Origin of the sequence: Paenibacillus shenyangensis (genome assembly GCF_000346635.1) — a bacterium.
In the GTDB taxonomy this organism is placed as follows: domain Bacteria; phylum Bacillota; class Bacilli; order Paenibacillales; family Paenibacillaceae; genus Saccharibacillus; species Saccharibacillus dauci.
On the sequence record NZ_AOIG01000010.1, the window covers coordinates 29,846 to 48,717 of the forward strand.

Below are 18,872 nucleotides of genomic sequence, written 5' to 3' on the forward strand. Positions count from 1 at the left end.
GGCAAGGATTATTTTCGGTGGGTAGAGAGAATAACGGAATCCGGTGTATTCGCAGAGAGATAGAATGATATAATAATCCCTATGGAAAATACGTATACGATTCAGCAAATTGCCGCCATGACCGGACTTAGCACGCATACATTGAGATACTATGAGCGTATTGATCTACTGCATCCCATCAGCCGGGATTCGATTGGATATCGCTACTACACGGATGGCGATATCGCATGGATCGAGTTCCTGATACGTCTGCGCCAGACTGGGATGCCGATCAGCGAAATGAAGCAGTTCTCCGAGCTGCGCAGCCAGGGCGATCATACCGCCGGACAGCGCCGGGAGCTGCTGGAGCAGCACCGTCTGCATATTCACGAGCAGATGATCAGACTACAGCAGGATCTGTCGCATATGGAAAAGAAAATCGACTACTACCGAGACCTCGAAGCAGAGCAAATAACAAAGCAGTATCCAGGAGGGGCCACCTATGAATAGAAAAGTCGTCAATCATATCAGCGAACTGGTCGGAGATACGCCGGTTGTACGGCTGAATCGCCTGACCGAACCAGATAGCGCTGCCGTATATGTAAAACTGGAATATTTTAACCCGAGCGGCAGCGTCAAAGATCGGGCAGCACTGAATCTGATCGTCCAGGCAGAACGAGATGGTCATCTGCAGCCCGGCAGTACGATTATCGAGCCGACCAGTGGCAATACCGGGATCGGTCTGGCAATGAATGCTGCAGCCAGAGGATACGGTGCAATCATGGTGATGCCGGATAATATGTCCCAAGAGCGAATCAGTATTCTGAAAGCTTACGGTGCACAGGTGGTACTCACCCCGGCTGCCGAGAAAATGCCCGGTGCGATCCGCAAAGCGGAGCAGCTGCTGACCGAGATTCCCGGCAGCTATATGCCGCGCCAGTTTGATAACCCCGCCAATGCCGATGCTCATCGCCGGACGACAGCGCTGGAGATTCTGGAGCAGATGGAGGGGGAACTGGATACCTTTGTCGCTTCATCCGGAACCGGAGGCACGATTACCGGAACCGGCGAGACACTGAAGCAGCATCTGCCCGACCTGCGTATTCTGGTCGTCGAACCCAAAGGCTCTCCGGTATTGTCCGGCGGTCAGCCGGGCTCGCACAAACTCGTGGGTACGAGTCCGGGATTTATTCCTTCGATCCTTAACACTTCGATTTACGACGAGATTGTACAGGTCGCCGATGAGGATGCCATTGCCACCATGCGCCAGCTTGCAGCAGTAGAAGGCATACTGGTCGGTCCTTCTTCCGCAGCTACCGTATGGACAGCTATGGAGGAAGCGAAACGGCTTGGCCCCGGTCACAAAGTACTCTGTATCGCACCCGATAATGGCGAGCGCTATCTGAGTATGAATCTGCTGTAACCGGCTGGACGAGACACTACATCCATAGCTGACCGAATCCTGAATCAACAGGTAGACGAGCAGCAGTTGAATAAAGATAGCGCATACATGCTTTTGTCTGCTACAATATTGCCGCTGGAAAATAATAAGGCATCATGAGGGAGGCACCATATATGAATAACCGTCCGCTTGGCAAGACAGGACTACAGGTCAGTGAAGTCAGCTTTGGCACATGGGCTATCGGAGGATCATGGGGACAGACCGATGAAGCCGAATCGCTGCGTGCACTGGATAAGGCAATGGATGAGGGCGTGAACTTTTTTGATACTGCCGATGTCTATGGCGACGGGAAGAGTGAGCGATTACTTGCCCGCGCAACCAAAGGCAAAGAAGACCGGATTCATATCGCTACCAAGTTCTGCCGCCAGGGAGATATCTCCGATCCTCACACGTATTCTGAGCAGCAGGTACGCAAATGGTGCGAAGACAGCCTGCAGCGACTGGAGCGCGAGACGATCGACCTGTACCAGATCCACTGTGCACCATTCGAGATTCTGCAGCAGGGTGCTGTATTTGAAGTGCTGGATAAGCTGCAGCAGGAAGGCAAGATCCGCGCTTATGGTGTAAGTGTAGAGACTGTGGAAGAAGGATTATTCTGTCTGGAGCAGTCCGGTGTGCAGGCGCTACAGATTATCTTCAATATTTTCCGGCAAAAACCGATTGCCGAATTGCTGCCGCGTGCCGCTGAGCGCGAAGTGGGGCTGCTGGTTCGTCTGCCGCTCGCCAGTGGACTATTGACCGGCAAATTCTCCGCAGATACGCAGTTTGAAGCGGAAGACCACCGCAACTTCAACCAGAATGGCGAAGCATTCAATGTTGGCGAGACATTCGCCGGTCTGCCTTTCCGCAAAGGGGTGGATCTGGCTTCCCAGCTCGATTGGATCGCAGAAGGACGCGGCAATATGACCCGCGCTGCACTACGCTGGCTGCTGGATCATGAGCAGATTACCGCCGTTATTCCGGGCTTCAAAAATGTACGTCAGGTCGAAGACAATCTGGGCGTACTGTCAGCCAAGCCGTTCAGCGCGGAAGAACATGAACGTCTGCGCAGGTTCTATAACGAACAGATTCATGAACATATTCGCGGAGCATATTAAGATTAGATGTGACGACTATACAATGATTTATCGTAAATGATTACAAAAAGCAGGCGGACTCTTTGGAGTTCGCTTTTTTTGTTGTCTGCTGATTCTCGCGTACCTAATTTTGCGAATGCGTCGGCACAAATATGTTTCTCGATAGACTCATTTTCCAATATAAGTCGGATTTTTATAAAAAAGGTCGTATAAGTGAAAAGACGGCTAGCAACCTGCAGTGCTATTATGCTTAAAGAAAGCGTTATCAATACAATTTTAACCAAATGATATTCATCGTAATGGACAGAAAGGAGCGTCTCTAATGAAACGGGGAATAATGCTGATACTGGTTACCCTGATGGTATTTACCCTGAGTGCCTGCAATCTGGCAGAAAGCGGCAGCGGCAGCAGTGACAAGGGTTATATCGGTATTGCGATGCCAACCAAGTCGTCTGCACGCTGGGTCGCGGACGGGGAGAATATGGTCAAGCAGTTCCAGGCCAAAGGATACAAGACAGATTTGCAATATGCGGAGGATGTGGTTGAGAACCAGATTTCGCAGATTGAGAACATGATCACCAAGGGTGTCGATGTTATTGTCGTCGCAGCGATTGACGGCAACACGCTCACCGATGTCATCGGCAAAGCACATGCCGAGGGCATAGCAGTCATCTCTTATGACCGACTGATTATGAATACGCCGAATTTAAGCTACTATGCGACATTCGATAACTTCAAGGTCGGTGTATTGCAGGCTTCCTATATTGAGGAGAAACTCGGCCTGAATAAAGGCAAAGGCCCATTCAATATCGAACTGTTCGGCGGATCGCCGGATGATAACAACGCCTACTTCTTCTTCAACGGGGCCATGTCAGTGCTTCAGCCTTACATAGACTCCGGCAAGCTGGTCATTCAGAGCAAGCAGACTACCATGGCCCAGATCGCTACACTCCGCTGGGATGGATCGCTTGCCCAGGCACGGATGGATAACCTGCTGAGTGCCTACTATGGTAGTGAGAAACTGGATGCGGTGCTGTCACCGTATGACGGTATCAGTATCGGGATTATCTCTTCACTCAAAGGCGTGGGTTATGGCTCTGCCGACAAACCACTGCCGGTTATTACCGGACAGGATGCCGAGCTGGCTTCAATCAAGTCGATCGTATCCGGCGAACAGACACAAACCGTATTCAAGGATACACGTAAGCTGGCCGAGAAAACCGTCGGCATGGTCGACAGTATTCTCAAAGGCGAAAAAGCCGAAGTGAATGATACCAAATCGTACAACAATAATGTGATGGTCGTACCGGCTTATCTGCTGGACCCGGTATCTGTTGATAAATCGAATGTGAAAAAAGAAATTATCGAGGGTGGCTACTACACCGAACAGGAAGTATACGGCGACGAAGCACCTGCAAAATAAACAGAAAGGGGCAGAGCAACCATGTCCGATATCATTCTGGAGATGAAAGGCATTACCAAAACCTTCCCCGGTGTCAAAGCGCTGGAGAACGTGAATCTCAAAGTACGCAAAGGCGAGATTCATGCACTCTGCGGTGAGAACGGCGCAGGCAAATCGACCCTGATGAAGGTACTGAGCGGCGTATATGGTCACGGTACCTATGAAGGCGACATTGTTTTTGAAGGCAAGACCTGTGAATTCAAAGGCATCAAAGATAGCGAAGAGCTGGGTATTGTTATTATCCATCAGGAGCTGGCGCTGATCCCGTATCTGTCGATCGCCGAGAATATTTTCCTCGGTAATGAACGGCAAAAAGGCGGTGTCATCGACTGGAATGAGACCCTGCAGCGTACCCAGGGACTGCTGGACAAAGTGGGTCTGAGTGAATCACCGAACACACTGGTCACCAATATCGGAGTCGGCAAGCAGCAGCTGGTCGAGATCGCCAAAGCCTTTTCCAAACGAGTGAAGCTGCTGATCCTCGATGAACCGACAGCGGCATTGAACGAAGATGACAGCGAGAATCTGCTGGAGCTGATGCTCGGCTTCAAGAGCCAGGGAATCTCCTGCATCATCATTTCCCACAAGCTGAATGAAATTGCCAAGGTGGCTGATTCCGTTACGATTCTGCGGGATGGACAGACGATCGAGACACTCGATATGCACAAGGATCAAGTGACCGAAGATCGCATTATCAGCGGTATGGTCGGTCGCGATCTGACCCACCGTTATCCGGAACGTCAGCCGAAGATCGGCGAAGTGACACTGGAAGTGAAAGACTGGAATGTCTACCACGAGCATCATGCCGATCGCAAAATGATCGATAATGTCAATCTGAACCTGCGGCGCGGCGAGATCGTCGGTATCGCTGGTCTGATGGGCTCCGGTCGTACAGAGTTGGCGATGAGTATTTTCGGCAAATCCTACGGAAAAAATATCAGCGGCACCCTGATCAAAGACGGCAAGGAAATCCGCAATAATGATGTGACCCAGGCGATCAAGAACGGATTCGCTTATGTCACCGAGGATCGCAAAAATTACGGTCTGATCCTGCTTGATGATATCAAGCGCAATATCTCGCTGACCGGTCTGGAGAAACTAACCAAATCCACGGTCGTGAATGAACACGAAGAGGTACTGGTAGCCGAAGACATGCGCGGACAGATGAAGATCAAGACGCCGAATATCCTGCAGAAGACCAGCAATCTGAGCGGCGGTAACCAGCAGAAAGTCGTACTGGGCAAATGGATCTTCTCCGGCCCGGACATCCTGATTCTCGATGAACCGACGCGCGGTATCGACGTTGGTGCCAAATACGAGATCTATACCATCATTAATCGATTGGCGGATGAAGGTAAAAGTATCCTGGTCATCTCTTCCGAGCTGCCCGAGATTCTCGGAATCTGCGACCGCATCTATGTAATGAATGCGGGTCAGATTACCGGCGAAGTAAACCGCGCCGAAGCGACCCAGGAAAAACTGATGACCTACATGACCAAACACAAAGCCAAGATATAACGACTAATTATCAACTATTTATTAACTATCCATATCACCAAAGGGTTCGATGTGCTCTATCCCGAACTTTCTGCACGTAGCGGAGGTAAGGGAATGATGCCAAAGACCGAATTAAAGAATGGATATTTACCGCTGCAAGCGGTCATTCCAAATATCCATTCTTTACCGGAGGTCGCCGGCATGATCCCTTACCGAAGCGGTGCCTACTTAGTACGAAGGGTCAGAGCAAACCCACTATTCCATTCGAAAGGGGCTAATCAGCATGTCCAGCATAACCAAGCCGGTCAAAGGCAACGATAACGACAAAGGAAATGCATTTAGCAGGTTGTTCAAAGGAAATATCCGTCAATACGGTATGATTATTGCACTCGTATTCATTATGCTGCTTTTTGAAATTCTAACAGGAGGTCTGCTGCTCAAGCCGATCAATATCACCAACCTGATCCTGCAAAATAGTTACATACTGGTGCTGGCGATCGGGATGGTACTGGTTATCATCACCGGGCATATCGATCTGTCGGTCGGTTCGATCGCTGCCTTTGTCGGAGCGATCTCCGCGATCTTCATGGTCAACTGGCAAATGAACCCGGTGCTTGCGGTTATCCTGTCCATCGTCATTGGCGGACTGATCGGCGCATGGCAGGGATTCTGGGTCGCGTACGTGCGAATTCCCGCCTTTATCGTTACGCTAGCCGGGATGCTGCTGTTCCGCGGTCTAACGATGGTCGTGCTGGAAGGACAGTCCATCTCGCCATTCCCGAACGGCTTCCAGAAGATCAGCTCCGGCTTTGTACCTGACTTTACCAATGCAGCAACGAATATTGTGGCGATTATTGCCGGTATTGCGCTGTCCGTACTGTACATTGTGACTGAGCTGCGCAACCGTGCTTCCCAGCGCAAATACAACTTTGCGACCGGTTCACAGGGACTGTTCATCGCCAAGCTGATTGCAGTGGTTGCGATTATCAACCTGTTTACCTTTGTACTGGCAAGTTATGCAGGGATTCCAACGATCCTCGTCCTGCTGTTCCTGCTAATCATCATCTACTCCTTTGTAATGAATAAAACCGTCATGGGTCGTCATGTCTATGCGATCGGTGGTAACGAGAAGGCAGCCGGACTGTCCGGTGTCAAAACGAAAAAAGTAACGTTCTGGGTATTCGTAAATATGGGCGTACTCGCAGCGATCTCCGGTCTGATCTTCGCAGCACGTCTGAATGCAGCAACACCAAGAGCCGGTACCAACTTTGAGCTCGATGCTATCGCAGCCTGCTTTATCGGCGGCGCATCCGCTTCCGGCGGAATCGGAACCGTATTCGGAGCAATCATCGGTGGTCTGGTTATGGGCGTACTGAATAATGGTATGTCTCTGGTCGGTCTCGGTATCGACTGGCAGCAAGGTATCAAAGGTCTGGTACTGCTGCTGGCAGTAGCCTTCGATATCTACAACAAAAACAAAGGTACAAGCTCCAACTAATACCTGGTCCACTCAATGGATCGATAATAGCAAAACCTAATTAAACCATGCACAGATACACTCCAGGACAAAAGGTTGCGTTCGTATGAACAGAGAACCTTTTGTCCCGGAGTGTTTTTTTGCATACGCCAAATTTAGAATCATATAGCCTGCATTTCTCGGCTGGCTAGGGCTACCCGAAAAATGAGACACCCAAAACGAAATATGGAACCTTATAACTCTTCTGACATCTGGGTATAATTGAACCTATAAATGTAATCGCTTACATAATTGTAAAAAAGGAGGTCGTGGTATGGAGACCGAGGTGAAGACCGGCTCGGATACAAAGCGCAAGACAGGCACTTCCACATCCGGCAGAATGCGCAGATGGTTCCGCCGTCTGTATACCCAGCGCCATCTGCAGGTTATGGCGCTGCTCGGTGTAGTCTGGATGCTCGTATTCAACTATATTCCGATGTACGGCATTATTATTGCTTTCAAAGAGTTCAATATTGTCGAAAGCATTGCTGCCGCCCCGTGGGTCGGACTGGAACATTTCCGTGCCTTTATGGAAGACGAGAACCTGCCGGATGTAATCCGCAATACCCTCGGTATCAGCCTGATCAAGCTGTTTATCGGCTTCCCGCTGCCGATCCTGTTCGCCTTGTTTCTTAACGAACTGCGTTCGGTCCGATTCAAGAAATCTGTACAGACCATCTCGTATCTGCCGCATTTCCTGTCCTGGGTCATCCTGGGCGGGATCTTGACTACATGGCTGGCAGATGTAGGTGTGATCAACAATGTACTGCTGGCGCTGCATCTCATCGATCAGCCGATCTCGTATCTGGCAGAGCCGCAGTATTTCTGGGCAATCGTTATCATCTCGGATATCTGGAAAGAGCTTGGCTGGTCTGCGATCATCTATCTGGCCGCCATGGCAAGCGTCTCCCCGGAAATGTACGAGGCCGCCACAATTGACGGCGCCGGACGTTTTCAGAAAATGTGGTACATCACGCTGCCGGGTATCCAGAGCACGATCGCGATCCTGTTCATTCTGGCGGTCAGCGGCGTACTTAATTCCAACTTTGACCAGATTCTGGTGCTGCGCAACTCGCTGAACGAGAGTGCCAGCAACGTCATCGACATTTACGTTTACCAGACCGGTCTACTGTCCGGACGGTTCTCGTATTCCACTGCAATCGGACTGATCAAGTCCATTATTGCACTGATTCTGCTACTGATTGCGAATCAGGTGACCAAGCGGCTAAACAACACTTCGCTGTTCTAACGGTAGGCAGCGTGGGAACGAATTGTAGATGTTAGGCTTGCGATGATTAAAATTAAAGCCCGGAATCTGAAAAAAGAAGCTGTGCCTGAGATCAGACGCTCCGAAATTGGATTTGTCTTCTGCCCTCCGTTAAGATCCGATATCCCTGAATTCCGCTTGCAGCGGAGGATATCCGATCTTAAATGAGGCCGCTCCGCTGCTGAATACAAATTCCAATTCCTTCGCTCCGTGCAGGGAGGACAGGATGTGCTTCGTAGAAAGTGAGCCGATAATCAAAATCCAGTCTGAGATCAGGAGTTCACTAAAAGTATTTGTGCAATAAAGATACAAGTAATGCGGTCATCAGCCATTACAGCTGCATAGCCGAACAGCTGGCTATCCTTCCCATAAACAAAAAAGCACTGGACACAGCTCAATATCCATTCACAATTAACCAGCAACCAGCAACCAGCAACCAGCAACCAGCAACCAGCAACCAGCAACCAGCAACCAGCAACCAGCAACCAGCAACCAGCAACCAGCAACCAGCAACCAGCAACCAGCAACCAGCAACCAGCAACCAGCAACCAGCAACCAGCAACCAGCAACCAGCAACCAGCAACCAGCAACCAGCAACCAGCAACCAGCAACCAGCAACCAGCAACCAGCAACCAGCAACCAGCAACCAGCAACCAGCAACCAGCAACCAGCAACCAGCAACCAGCAACCAGCAACCAGCAACCAGCAACCAGCAACCAGCAACCAGCAACCAGCAACCAGCAACCAGCAACCAGCAACCAGCAACCAGCCAACCCAGCAATCCGTAGCACCAACTAATCAATAACACCAATCCATCTCCATCATCAATAGCATCACCCAATAATCCCTGTACATCTACATGTTTCAAATGTACAACCCACAACAACAGCTTGCAGAAGCCTTTGCGAGTGGGGGCAGGAGAGGCGTGGATGGGGTGAGGCACGGAGCGGAGGGAAGGGAATTGGGGAAAAGGGCGACATTTAAGCCTGGATATCCACTGCTTTACCCCATTTCAGGATATCCAGGCTTAACAGGAGCCCGCTCCCCAATCCCTTCCCGCAGCGCTCCCCCTCAGCCCAGCCAACTGCCACTCCTAACCACCCACTCACAAAAGCGCCGAAAGCAGCATATTCTCCAAGGAAAGGAGCCAGTGTGATGTTAAATGCAGCCCGTCGTACACGCGGCGAAGCGATATTCGATACCTGCAATATGATTTTGATGCTGGCGATCTGCTTTTTGACCCTGTATCCCATCTGGTACGTGCTGATTAATGCACTGAATGAAGGTACGGATGCCATGCGGGGAGGAATTTACTGGTGGCCGCGTATATTCAGTCTGGAGAGCTTCCGTGCGGTATTCCAGAGTGAAGGTATTATGCAGGCGATGTGGATTACCGTCGCCAAGACGTTGATCGGTACAGTGATCCATGTATTTTTCACCGCTATGGTCGCCTATGCACTGTCCCGGCGCGGACTGATCGGAGGCAAGGTATACATCTGGATCGGTACGGTAACACTGTTTTTCAGCGGTGGCCTGATTCCGACATTCCTGCTGATGAAGGATCTCAATCTGCTCGATAATTTTCTGGTGTATATTATCCCGGCGATGTTCAGCTTTTTTGATCTTATTATCTTTATGACCTTTTTCCGGGAGATTCCTGAAGGGCTGGAAGAGGCAGCACGAATCGATGGAGCGAATGACTGGGCGATTTTCCTCAAGGTGGTCCTGCCGGTCTCGATGCCGGTTATCGCTACCATTGCGCTATTCCATGGTGTCTACCAATGGAATGATTATTTTACCGGGATGATCTATATGAATGATACGACACTGCAGCCGATTCAGACATATCTGTATCGCGTGGTTGCTGAATCCAGCTCCAATCAGATGCTGGCAGCTGTCCCAGGCGGCATCAACAGGTCGGTAACTTCCCAGTCGATCAAGCTGGCGACGATGGTCGTTACGACCTTGCCTATCGTATTCGTCTATCCGTTCCTGCAAAAGTACTTTGTCAAAGGTATGATGATCGGTTCCATCAAGGGCTAAGCTTCGAATGGAGTCGTAGATACACAGCCGATTGAGCCGCATAACCAGCATTTTGTATATATACATTCATCCGTTACACACAGAGAGGGGTAATTGTATGAAAATTAAAGCTTCCCGATGGTACAAACCAGCACTGGCTGTCGTAACCGCGAGCCTGCTAACGCTGACAACGGCCTGTTCCTATTTTGGTGGCGGCAGCCAGAGCGCCAGCGAGAATGCTACGCCTGTCAAGCAGGCATCCGCCAATGAACCGGGCTGGAAAGCAGATACGTCACCGATTACATTTGACTGGTATATGAACTTCTCCTGGTACACCGGGAGTGACTGGGGCAAAGATCCAACAAGCCAGTATATTACCAAAAAGACCGGTGTCAGCCTCAACTTTATCGTCCCGGCGGGAAATGAGAACGAGAAACTGAATACGATGATCGCTTCCGGCAAGCTGCCTGATTTTATTACACTTGCCTGGAGTGAAGATGCGGTGAAGAAGATGATCGAAGGCAAACTGGTACTGCCGCTCAATGAACTGGCCGACCAGTATGATCCATACTTTTACAAAGTGACCGATCCGGCTAAATTGTCCTGGTACACCCAGCCGGATGGCAATGTATATGGTTATCCAAATGCTTCCTCATCACCGGCGGACTTTGCCAAGTACGGCAAAAACTATCTGTCCAATCAGGTGTTCGTCGTGCGTAAAGACATGTACGAAGCGCTGGGCAAACCGGATATGCGTACACCGGAAGGCTTCCTGAAGGCATTGGAAATGGCTAAAGAGAAGTTTCCGCAGGTGAATGGTCAGCCGCTGATACCGCTTGGTCTGCATGAATTTACTGAGAACGGCAATTACTCGCTGGAAGGCTACCTGCAGAACTTCCTCGCACTGCCAATGGAAAAAGACGGCAAGTTGTATGACCGGACGACCGATCCCGAATATATCCGCTGGCTGAAGACACTGCGCCAGGCGAATCAGGAAGGTCTGCTCGCCAAGGATATCTTTATCGACAAGCGGTCACAAATGGAAGAGAAAATTGCGCAAGGACGTTACTTTGCGATGTTGTATCAACGCAGTGACTTTAATACCCAGCAGAACGCGCTGTATGCAAATGATCCCAATTCGGTATATATTGCGGTGGATGGACCTGCTAACGCGAATATGGATGAGCCGGTATTGAATGGTCCGGTAATCTCCGGTTGGACGCTGACCCTGATCTCCAAGGACGTTAAAGACAAGGCTAGAGCGATCCGATTCCTGGAGTATATGATCAGTGAAGAGGGACAAAAAGATATGTACATGGGTGAAGAAGGCGTAACGTACGATATGGTGAATGGCAAACCGCAATTCAAGCCGGAAGTACTCAAGACGCTGAACAGCGACCGTTCGGCTTTTGATACCAAGTATGGCGCTTCCCACAAATACTGGATGGAGATGAACACCAATATCACCGACCAGTGGAAGCCGGAAAGTGTCGAGCCGTTCAAACAGATGGAAGAGTGGACCAAAGGCAAAACAGTCAGCCGCTCCGAGTTTGACCAGCTCAATCCGACCGGTAATTCTCCGGAAGGTATTATCAATACGAAGATCGGACAGCTATGGGGCAAGACACTGCCCAAACTGCTGCTGGCTTCCTCGGACGCCGAGTTTGACCAGATTTTCCAGGATTATCTGAGCAAGCGGGAAGAATACGGACTGTCCAAAGTTCAGGCATATCAGCAGGCTGAATACGAGAAGAATCTGGCCAAGCTGAATAAAAAATAATCCGGTTCGATGCTTGCCCATGTTCCTTTATTGTAGCGGACGAGGTGGTATGACCAGCCTGATCCATACGGACAATGCAGTACGATCAGAACAACCAAAAAATACCGCTGAAGTAGTCTGGACGACTGCTTCAGCGGTATTTTGGTATTAATCGATTTTTGGGATTTATTTATACATGATGTGCCAACTTGGTATGCTGATCGGCTGTTACAGTTACATTACTTTTTGCATGTGGAGCAGCTTTGCGAATGCCTGAATATTGGTATTAAAATCAGGTACCGTCTGAGACTGTTCCGCGGCCTGAACCAGCTGGACGACTTTATCATTAAATGGAGTTGGAATCCCATGGACGGCAGCAATACGCGGCACGACTCCATTGATATACTCGATTTCGGTTTTGCGTTTCTTTTCCAGATCCTGCAGCATGCTTGCTTTTAGCAGACGGGATGGTTCCATCACCATGCGGAACGTTTGAATTCGCTCGGGAATATCTTTCTCGCTGTGCACTTCCAGAGAAGCGATATCGAATCCGCCCATTTTGGCAAAGGTCACACCGGCTGCATGTCCTGCCTTGATCGTCTCATCCGCAATATGAACGGCACTGGTGATCGCTGTCTCGTGATCCAGAATGTCACCGTATTCCCCGTTCAGTGCTGCCGACAATCCGCTAAAAGCGTTATTGATCAGCAGTTTGGACCATTTGGTACCTACCAGATTATCGGAAATATGCGTTCCGCCGACCAGCTCCAGTACAGATTGGATACGCTGAATCCGTTCGGTCATTTCGCCATTCAGCTCACCGATCTGGAAAGCGTAATTTTTGAATTGGGTATATTCAGTGGTCAATTTGGAAATGCCCGGTTCCATAAAGGTAGCCCCAAATTCTACCGAGCCTGCAATTACACGGTGTTCACCCACGATTGCAGCAACATTTTGCTCGGGAATCCCGTTTTGCAGCGAACAGACTACGCTCTCCTCATGCAGGAAAGACAGAAGTTCCTGCAGAACCGAGTCATTATACAGCTGCTTGGTCAATAGCAGAACCAGATCATATTGTCCGGATTTGTGATCGGGAGTTACTGCTTTGACAGGGGCTGCGAATTCGGTTGTACCGACTACTTTGGCTCCTGTCTGATTCAGGGCATTCACATGTGCCTCATACGTATCGATTAATTCAACATCCACACCGCCGGCGCTCAGATACGCTCCGACGATGGTTCCAAGGGAACCTGCTCCCAATATAGCTACTCTCATCTTCAGTTCCTCCTTATTTATTCTCCAGATAGTTATATACAGGCTGTGCCGCATTCAGTGTCAGATCGGTCAGGATATGAGAAGCCGAGACAATCTCCCGTACCGGCAGATCAGCCAGCGGGGCAAGAGCATGCTCGAACAATTGCAGCCGGGCTGGGCCGCTCCAGGCACCTTTGACAGTGATATCGGTAATCTGTGTGCGTACCAGATCGCAGATCCGCAGTTCACCTGCATAATCGGTAGCGATTTTTACCATAAAGGTAGGTCGGCAGATTTCACGCTTGGCAGCTTCCTTGTCCATCTCAAAATGCTTGAAGCCCATGGTGGCGGTAGCAACGCGCAGACTGCCGTAATCCAGTGTGCCTACCAGTGTATCCGAATCGATATAGAGCTTGGGCGCGCCCAGCTTTTTGGGATAGGCGGTAAGCTCGCGACCGCTGGCAATCGCCGGGAAATTATCTACATACATAGAATGTACGTAATCACCATCTTCGCCATTGTAGCGAACCGGAATCACCTGTCCTGCTTCGGTATAGGCGCCGAGTCCGGAGACATCAGGCATCCACATGACTTCGAATTTTACCAGCGGATCTACAATCTCCAGTGGTTCCGGAACCACTTCACGCAGCGCTTTTTCATCTGTGCGATAAATAATGTTCAAATACTCACGGTTAACGAATTTGTAGGTTGGAACAGGATAGGCCGGTGCGGTTAATGGAGTATTAAAATTTTTGAATGTATTATTCACATCAATTTTCATCAGGATACGCTTCCTTTCGCCTGTTTATTTGCTGTCCAGGGCAGTCATCTATAATGCTGCTTCTATATTGTCTTTCTTTATTTTACGTCTTTATTTACATATAATCTAATACATAATAAAGTATAACTACATTTATCAGGATAAATAAGGAGAGTGTATCGATTGGAATTGCTTCAGCTTAAATACTTCCAGACCGCTGCGTATACCGAACATATTTCCAAAGCGGCGAGGCAGTTAAATATTGCTCAGCCTTCCTTGAGTCTGACGATCAAAAGACTGGAAAATGAATTGGGAACCAGCCTGTTTATTCGAAAGGGAAGGAATATTCAATTAAGTGCTTCTGGACAAATTCTGCTCCGGCATGTGGACCGGATTTTTATGGAGCTGGAAAATGCACAGAAAGAAATACAATCCGAGGAGCAGCTGATTTCGAGTACGATTCGCATTTCTATCTCCAATCCCCGATTCCTTTCCAAATTGATTACCGAATATATCAATCAATTTCCGGCAGCCAATGTTCATCAGGGAATCAAAATGAAAAGTGATATTATCTCCTGCCTCAAAAAAGGAGAGATTGATCTGGGCATCGCGGGTCACCCCACCGAAGATGAGGAGATCGAGAGCTGCTTGCTGGTGGATGAAGATATTGTACTGGTGTTGCCGGTAAATCACCGTCTGTCCGGCAAAACGGAACTTTCGTTAACCGAAGTAGCCCAGGAGCCTTTTATCTCGCTCGCTGACAATGAAGAATACAGTGCATTTATCAAAAATCTGTGTGAACAAGCAGGCTTTGTTCCCAACAGCATTTTCGAGGTGGATTCCTACCTGCTCTCCGAAATCATCAAGATGAATCAAGGTGTTACGCTGCTGCCGATTTCGGTCTGTCGACAGTTGCAGCTGGATTATATTCAGATTGCTGATTTATCGCCCACGTATTCGGTCAGCCTGTTCTGGGTCAAAAATAAATTGCTGTCTACTTCAGCCGGCAGCTTTCGTGATTTTATTATCCGGTACTATCGGGACAATCAGGATATGTTCAAGCTGCATTAAATAGATCCTGTCTGTGCAAGAACTCCATTTTCTATAATCCGCAGCGTATATCTATTCTCAGGGAGCGCCAGCATAATTTTTTACTCTTTTTACAATATATTGAGTTACAATAGGAGTATAATGTAAGCGCTTATATTTGATGGAAAGGAAGCTACCGTTTTGAATTCATTGCGTAACAGGCTACGAGACCTGTTCAGACGGCTCAACAGTCTGTCGCTGCAGGTTCGGCTGATTATCGCCTATATCGTTGTCATTTTGCTGCCTACGGCAGGCATTTCCTATTATTCCTATCAGCAGATCAATACGACTTATATACAGGATACCCGGCTCAAAAGTATGGATACCCTGCAAAACGAGAAGCAGACCATTATGACGCAGATCGAGACGATGGAGCGGGCGGCACAGCTGGCAGTATCGGATCAGGAAGTTATCCAGTATCTGACCGAGGATGAAGATACTCCTACAGCCGAATTGATCGAATTCAATGCCAACTCGTATGCCCGGCTCGCCCAGATCCAGATGAATAATCCATCGTTGCTGCATCTGCGGCTGTACAGCAACAGTACGAATACGTATGAGATCTGGCCGATTATTCTGCATGAAAATCGTATTGTTAATGCGCCCTGGTATCGCCTGGCCAGAGGACTTGGTGACCGTGAAGCCTGGTACATGCAGCGGAGTGATCTGTCACTTGAGCGGGCAGACAGCAGCCGCGCGCTGGAACCCGATCCGCCCAAACTGTCGCTGCTGCGGGAGCTGGAACTGCCGCGTGGTCATCATGCAGGCATGATTCAGGTCGATATGCGCCTGTCTGATCTGGCTCCGCTGACTTTTGGTCAGAGTAAGGAAGATAACTCGCGAATGCTGCTGCTTGATGCAGGAGGAGGTCATGTCTCGCCCTATACCGAACAGAATCTGTATAATCGGCTGGCAGATCGCCTGTTCACTGCTGCCGATTCGCAGCGTCTATCAACCGGCGAACTAGCTGCCCAGTACAGGGCAGATGGGCAATCCTATCTACTGACGAGTATACCGGTGGAGCGTCTCGGTGCCCGTCTCGTCTATGTGGTATCCCTGGAGAAAATGCTGCAGGATACCGGACGGGCTCGCAATCTGATCATACTGGCGACGGTAGGATTTATCGTACTGGTGTCGCTGATTACGTATGCAGCCAACTCGCTTATTCTCAAAAATCTGCGCAAACTGACCCATGCGATGAAGCAGATGCGCAGAGGTGAATTTCCGCCCGTCGTTCAGGTAGATGGCGGCGGGGAGATCGGAGAGCTGGTCTATCATTTTAACCGGATGAATGGAACGATTAATGAACTGATTGCCCAGGCTGTACGCAAGCAGGCATTAATGAAGGAAGCCGAACTGCGGACGCTGTACAGTCAGATTGATGCACATTTTTTGTACAATACGCTCGAAAATATCAAAATGTTGGCCGAGATCGAGAACCAGCGGCAAATCTCGGATGCCCTTACTTCGCTGGGCGGCATGATGCGTTACAACTTCAAGTGGACCGGAGAATACGTAAAGCTGGAAGAAGAGCTGCGCCATATTTGCAATTATATAGATGTAATGAATGTACGCTATGACGAGCCGGTCGAGTTGGAACTGGATATTGCCCCGGCTGATCGGGAATTGATGCTGCTCAAGATGTCTTTGCAGCCACTGGTGGAGAATGCTTTCAAACATGCATGGGAGGAGTCGGTGAACGTTCGTTATCTGCTGATCCGCTCTGTTCAGCGGGAGGATGGAGTCATAACGATCATCGTCCAGGACAATGGAAAAGGCATTCCAGGGCCGGAACTGGAACAGTTGCGTGCACGTATACGTGAAGCCGGAATCCGTCAGGAAGAGCTTCATGATGAACCGGTCCTACAAGCACGGGGAACTACGGGTATTGGTCTGCAAAATGTAGAGCGGCGAATACGATTATTCTATGGCGAACAATATGGTCTGCAGGTTCATAGTATGGCCGGATTGGGTACGCAGGTGGAACTGATCCTGCCCAAACGGATTCAGGCAGGAGGAGGTAACTGATATGAGACAATTATTGATCGTGGATGATGAGAAGAATATCCGGCAAGGACTGCAGGTAATGATTGAGCGTGAATTTCCCGGCCGGTATGAGACCCACGGTGTTCGTAATGGTCAGGAGGCATTGGAGCGACTTCAAGTGCAGCCGGCAGATATCCTTATCACGGATATCCGAATGCCGGTGCTGGACGGAATCGGCATGCTGGAACAGCTGCGCGCGATGAGACAATCGATTGTACAACCCTGTGTCATTGTATTGAGCGGCTATGATGATTTTGAATATGCCAAAGCCGCAATCCGTTATCAGGTACGTGAGTATATGCTTAAGCCGATCCGCCGTGAAGATCTGTTTGAAGCACTGCAGCGTATTAGTGAAGAACTGCAGCAGCAGGATCTGGTCGGTCGTCAGCTGGAAGAGGCCGCCCGGTATCGACAGCAGCTGCAGGAAGAGCAGCTGTGTGCTTTGCTGTATGAGCACCCTGTCGATAATAGGCGATCTGCGGAATCTACAGGATCAGCGCATATGCTTCCAGCGGACTATCATGTCTGTGTATTTCAGTACAGGGATGTCCAGGGTCAGCCGGTCAGCCGCCAGGAATTAAAGCTGCTGCTGGAACGACTGGCTGAACAGTCTCTGTCTGCTGTAATAGAATTGCATGACCGGGAGGAACGGTTAGTCTGGATCGTACCCGGGCAGGAGCAGACTCTGCTGCAGTCATTGGCGGAAGCGGCTGTTCGTAGAGAAGTATACGGATTACAGTTTGGTATAAGTACAAGAGGAAAAGGGACGGATCGGTTGGCGCATTATTACCGGGAAGCCTGTATGGCGCTGGAGCAGGGCTTTTTCTATCCGGGAGTCTACCTGCTGGGTTATGAACCTGCCAAGACAGATCCGATTTCGCTGGAACTGCCGGAGGAGCAGATCCGGCTGCTTGGCAATATTCTTGGTACGGGGCGTAATCAAGAGATCAGCAGTAGATTGCAGGCGATTTTTCATGTCGATGATCTGCCCGGACTGACTGTTCGTTATGTAGAGGAAGTATCCCGTCAGATCAACGAGTCGATCATGGATGAGGTATTCCGTCATTATGGAGAGCCTTCTATTGAAATTATACGATTGTATCAGCGAACGTGCAGCTTGCAGCGTTACCGGTATTTTCGGGAATATTACCGGGATCTGGAGAGCTTGCTTATTTGTCTGGATGACTATATCAGTAAGCTTCGGCTTGTACACAGTGAACATCGTCAGCTTCGGGAAGCGGTAGATTTTATACACTCCCATTATGACCGGCCGCTGAATATGGCAATGGTAAGCAACCACGTATCTTTGAATTACTCTTATTTTAGTGAGGCATTCAAAGCCTATACCGGTGAGAACTTTGTGCTGTATCTCAAAAAAATACGTATTGGCAAAGCCAAGGAGCTGCTGGCAGACAGTCCATGGAAACTGGCGGATATCGGTGAAATGGTCGGCTTTGAGAATACCCGACATTTTTCCCGTGTATTCCGTGAACTGGAAGGCATCTCACCACAGGACTATAGGGCTAAAATGCTGCTGCGCTCTACATTATAAGAAATTTTGACCGACATATTAATCATACCTAATTATGAAATATTTGGAAAAATATTTACTTATTGATTATCCGTTTGCAATATCAATTATTTGAAGTAAAATAGTTGGGTAACCAACAAAATCATCTTTGT

At 49.3% G+C, this 18,872-nt stretch carries 15 protein-coding genes; 13 read left to right on the plus strand and 2 right to left on the minus strand.

What is annotated here, in order from left to right:
- The first annotated feature begins 81 nt into the window (after positions 1-81).
- The 10 genes from H065_RS0109120 to H065_RS0109175 all read left to right on the plus strand — a co-directional run bounded on the left by H065_RS0109120 (position 82) and on the right by H065_RS0109175 (position 12,061).
- Complete coding sequence (locus H065_RS0109120) at positions 82-489, plus strand: MerR family transcriptional regulator (protein WP_017812741.1); 408 nt, start codon at positions 82-84, stop codon at positions 487-489.
- Complete coding sequence (cysK, locus tag H065_RS0109125; RefSeq protein ID WP_017812742.1) at positions 482-1,402, plus strand: cysteine synthase A; 921 nt, start codon at positions 482-484, stop codon at positions 1,400-1,402. Before H065_RS0109120 ends, cysK begins: the two co-directional genes overlap by 8 nt.
- 152 nt (positions 1,403-1,554) lie before the next feature.
- Entirely contained in the window at positions 1,555-2,538 is a 984-nt protein-coding gene (locus H065_RS0109130; RefSeq protein WP_017812743.1) for an aldo/keto reductase, read from the plus strand.
- A 301-nt stretch (positions 2,539-2,839) separates the two neighbouring features.
- Positions 2,840-3,940: a multiple monosaccharide ABC transporter substrate-binding protein gene (chvE, locus tag H065_RS0109135; RefSeq protein ID WP_017812744.1), complete on the plus strand. Its 1,101-nt coding sequence runs from the start codon at positions 2,840-2,842 to the stop codon at positions 3,938-3,940.
- 21 nt (positions 3,941-3,961) lie between these two features.
- Entirely contained in the window at positions 3,962-5,497 is a 1,536-nt protein-coding gene (gene mmsA, locus H065_RS0109140) for a multiple monosaccharide ABC transporter ATP-binding protein (RefSeq protein ID WP_017812745.1), read from the plus strand.
- A 262-nt stretch (positions 5,498-5,759) separates the two neighbouring features.
- A complete protein-coding gene (gene mmsB, locus H065_RS0109145; protein WP_017812746.1) occupies positions 5,760-6,974 on the plus strand; it encodes a multiple monosaccharide ABC transporter permease in 1,215 nt (404 codons plus the stop codon).
- Between the two features lie 358 nt (positions 6,975-7,332).
- Entirely contained in the window at positions 7,333-8,241 is a 909-nt protein-coding gene (locus H065_RS0109150) for an ABC transporter permease (protein ID WP_238557926.1), read from the plus strand.
- Between the two features lie 311 nt (positions 8,242-8,552).
- Positions 8,553-9,047, plus strand: a complete 495-nt coding sequence (locus tag H065_RS27840) for a hypothetical protein (protein WP_017812748.1) — start codon at positions 8,553-8,555, stop codon at positions 9,045-9,047.
- Positions 9,048-9,414: 367 nt separating this feature from the next.
- Positions 9,415-10,302 (plus strand): carbohydrate ABC transporter permease, encoded by an 888-nt coding sequence (locus tag H065_RS0109170; protein ID WP_017812750.1) that lies wholly within the window; start codon positions 9,415-9,417, stop codon positions 10,300-10,302.
- A 97-nt stretch (positions 10,303-10,399) separates the two neighbouring features.
- Complete coding sequence (locus H065_RS0109175) at positions 10,400-12,061, plus strand: extracellular solute-binding protein (protein WP_017812751.1); 1,662 nt, start codon at positions 10,400-10,402, stop codon at positions 12,059-12,061.
- A gap of 213 nt (positions 12,062-12,274) precedes the next feature.
- Here the strand turns inward: H065_RS0109175 and H065_RS0109180 are convergent, their stop codons facing one another.
- Both H065_RS0109180 and H065_RS0109185 read right to left on the minus strand, forming a co-directional pair.
- The gene (locus H065_RS0109180; RefSeq protein WP_017812752.1) at positions 12,275-13,315 is read right to left on the minus strand and encodes a ketopantoate reductase family protein; all 1,041 of its coding nucleotides are present in this window, start codon (positions 13,313-13,315) and stop codon (positions 12,275-12,277) included.
- A 13-nt stretch (positions 13,316-13,328) separates the two neighbouring features.
- The gene (locus H065_RS0109185) at positions 13,329-14,075 is read right to left on the minus strand and encodes an acetoacetate decarboxylase (RefSeq protein ID WP_017812753.1); all 747 of its coding nucleotides are present in this window, start codon (positions 14,073-14,075) and stop codon (positions 13,329-13,331) included.
- Positions 14,076-14,237: 162 nt separating this feature from the next.
- Here H065_RS0109185 and H065_RS0109190 point away from each other — a divergent pair, with 162 nt between their 5' ends.
- From H065_RS0109190 to H065_RS0109200, 3 genes are all read left to right on the plus strand, one after another.
- Positions 14,238-15,125, plus strand: a complete 888-nt coding sequence (locus tag H065_RS0109190) for a LysR family transcriptional regulator (protein ID WP_017812754.1) — start codon at positions 14,238-14,240, stop codon at positions 15,123-15,125.
- Between the two features lie 159 nt (positions 15,126-15,284).
- Complete coding sequence (locus H065_RS0109195) at positions 15,285-17,171, plus strand: cache domain-containing sensor histidine kinase (RefSeq protein WP_017812755.1); 1,887 nt, start codon at positions 15,285-15,287, stop codon at positions 17,169-17,171.
- Between the two features lies 1 nt (position 17,172).
- Positions 17,173-18,741, plus strand: coding sequence for a response regulator (locus H065_RS0109200; RefSeq protein ID WP_017812756.1), 1,569 nt, complete (start codon positions 17,173-17,175; stop codon positions 18,739-18,741).
- Positions 18,742-18,872: the final 131 nt, after the last annotated feature.

Bases quoted from the DNA above. Each gene is read 5' to 3' on its own strand.
- H065_RS0109120 (WP_017812741.1), top strand. From the start codon at position 82: ATGGAAAATACGTATACGATTCAGCAAATTGCCGCCATGACCGGACTT.
- cysK (WP_017812742.1), top strand. From the start codon at position 482: ATGAATAGAAAAGTCGTCAATCATATCAGCGAACTGGTCGGAGATACG.
- H065_RS0109130 (WP_017812743.1), top strand. From the start codon at position 1,555: ATGAATAACCGTCCGCTTGGCAAGACAGGACTACAGGTCAGTGAAGTC.
- chvE (WP_017812744.1), top strand. From the start codon at position 2,840: ATGAAACGGGGAATAATGCTGATACTGGTTACCCTGATGGTATTTACC.
- mmsA (WP_017812745.1), top strand. From the start codon at position 3,962: ATGTCCGATATCATTCTGGAGATGAAAGGCATTACCAAAACCTTCCCC.
- mmsB (WP_017812746.1), top strand. From the start codon at position 5,760: ATGTCCAGCATAACCAAGCCGGTCAAAGGCAACGATAACGACAAAGGA.
- H065_RS0109150 (WP_238557926.1), top strand. From the start codon at position 7,333: ATGCGCAGATGGTTCCGCCGTCTGTATACCCAGCGCCATCTGCAGGTT.
- H065_RS0109170 (WP_017812750.1), top strand. From the start codon at position 9,415: ATGTTAAATGCAGCCCGTCGTACACGCGGCGAAGCGATATTCGATACC.
- H065_RS0109175 (WP_017812751.1), top strand. From the start codon at position 10,400: ATGAAAATTAAAGCTTCCCGATGGTACAAACCAGCACTGGCTGTCGTA.
- H065_RS0109180 (WP_017812752.1), bottom strand. From the start codon at position 13,315: ATGAGAGTAGCTATATTGGGAGCAGGTTCCCTTGGAACCATCGTCGGA.
- H065_RS0109185 (WP_017812753.1), bottom strand. From the start codon at position 14,075: ATGAAAATTGATGTGAATAATACATTCAAAAATTTTAATACTCCATTA.
- H065_RS0109200 (WP_017812756.1), top strand. From the start codon at position 17,173: ATGAGACAATTATTGATCGTGGATGATGAGAAGAATATCCGGCAAGGA.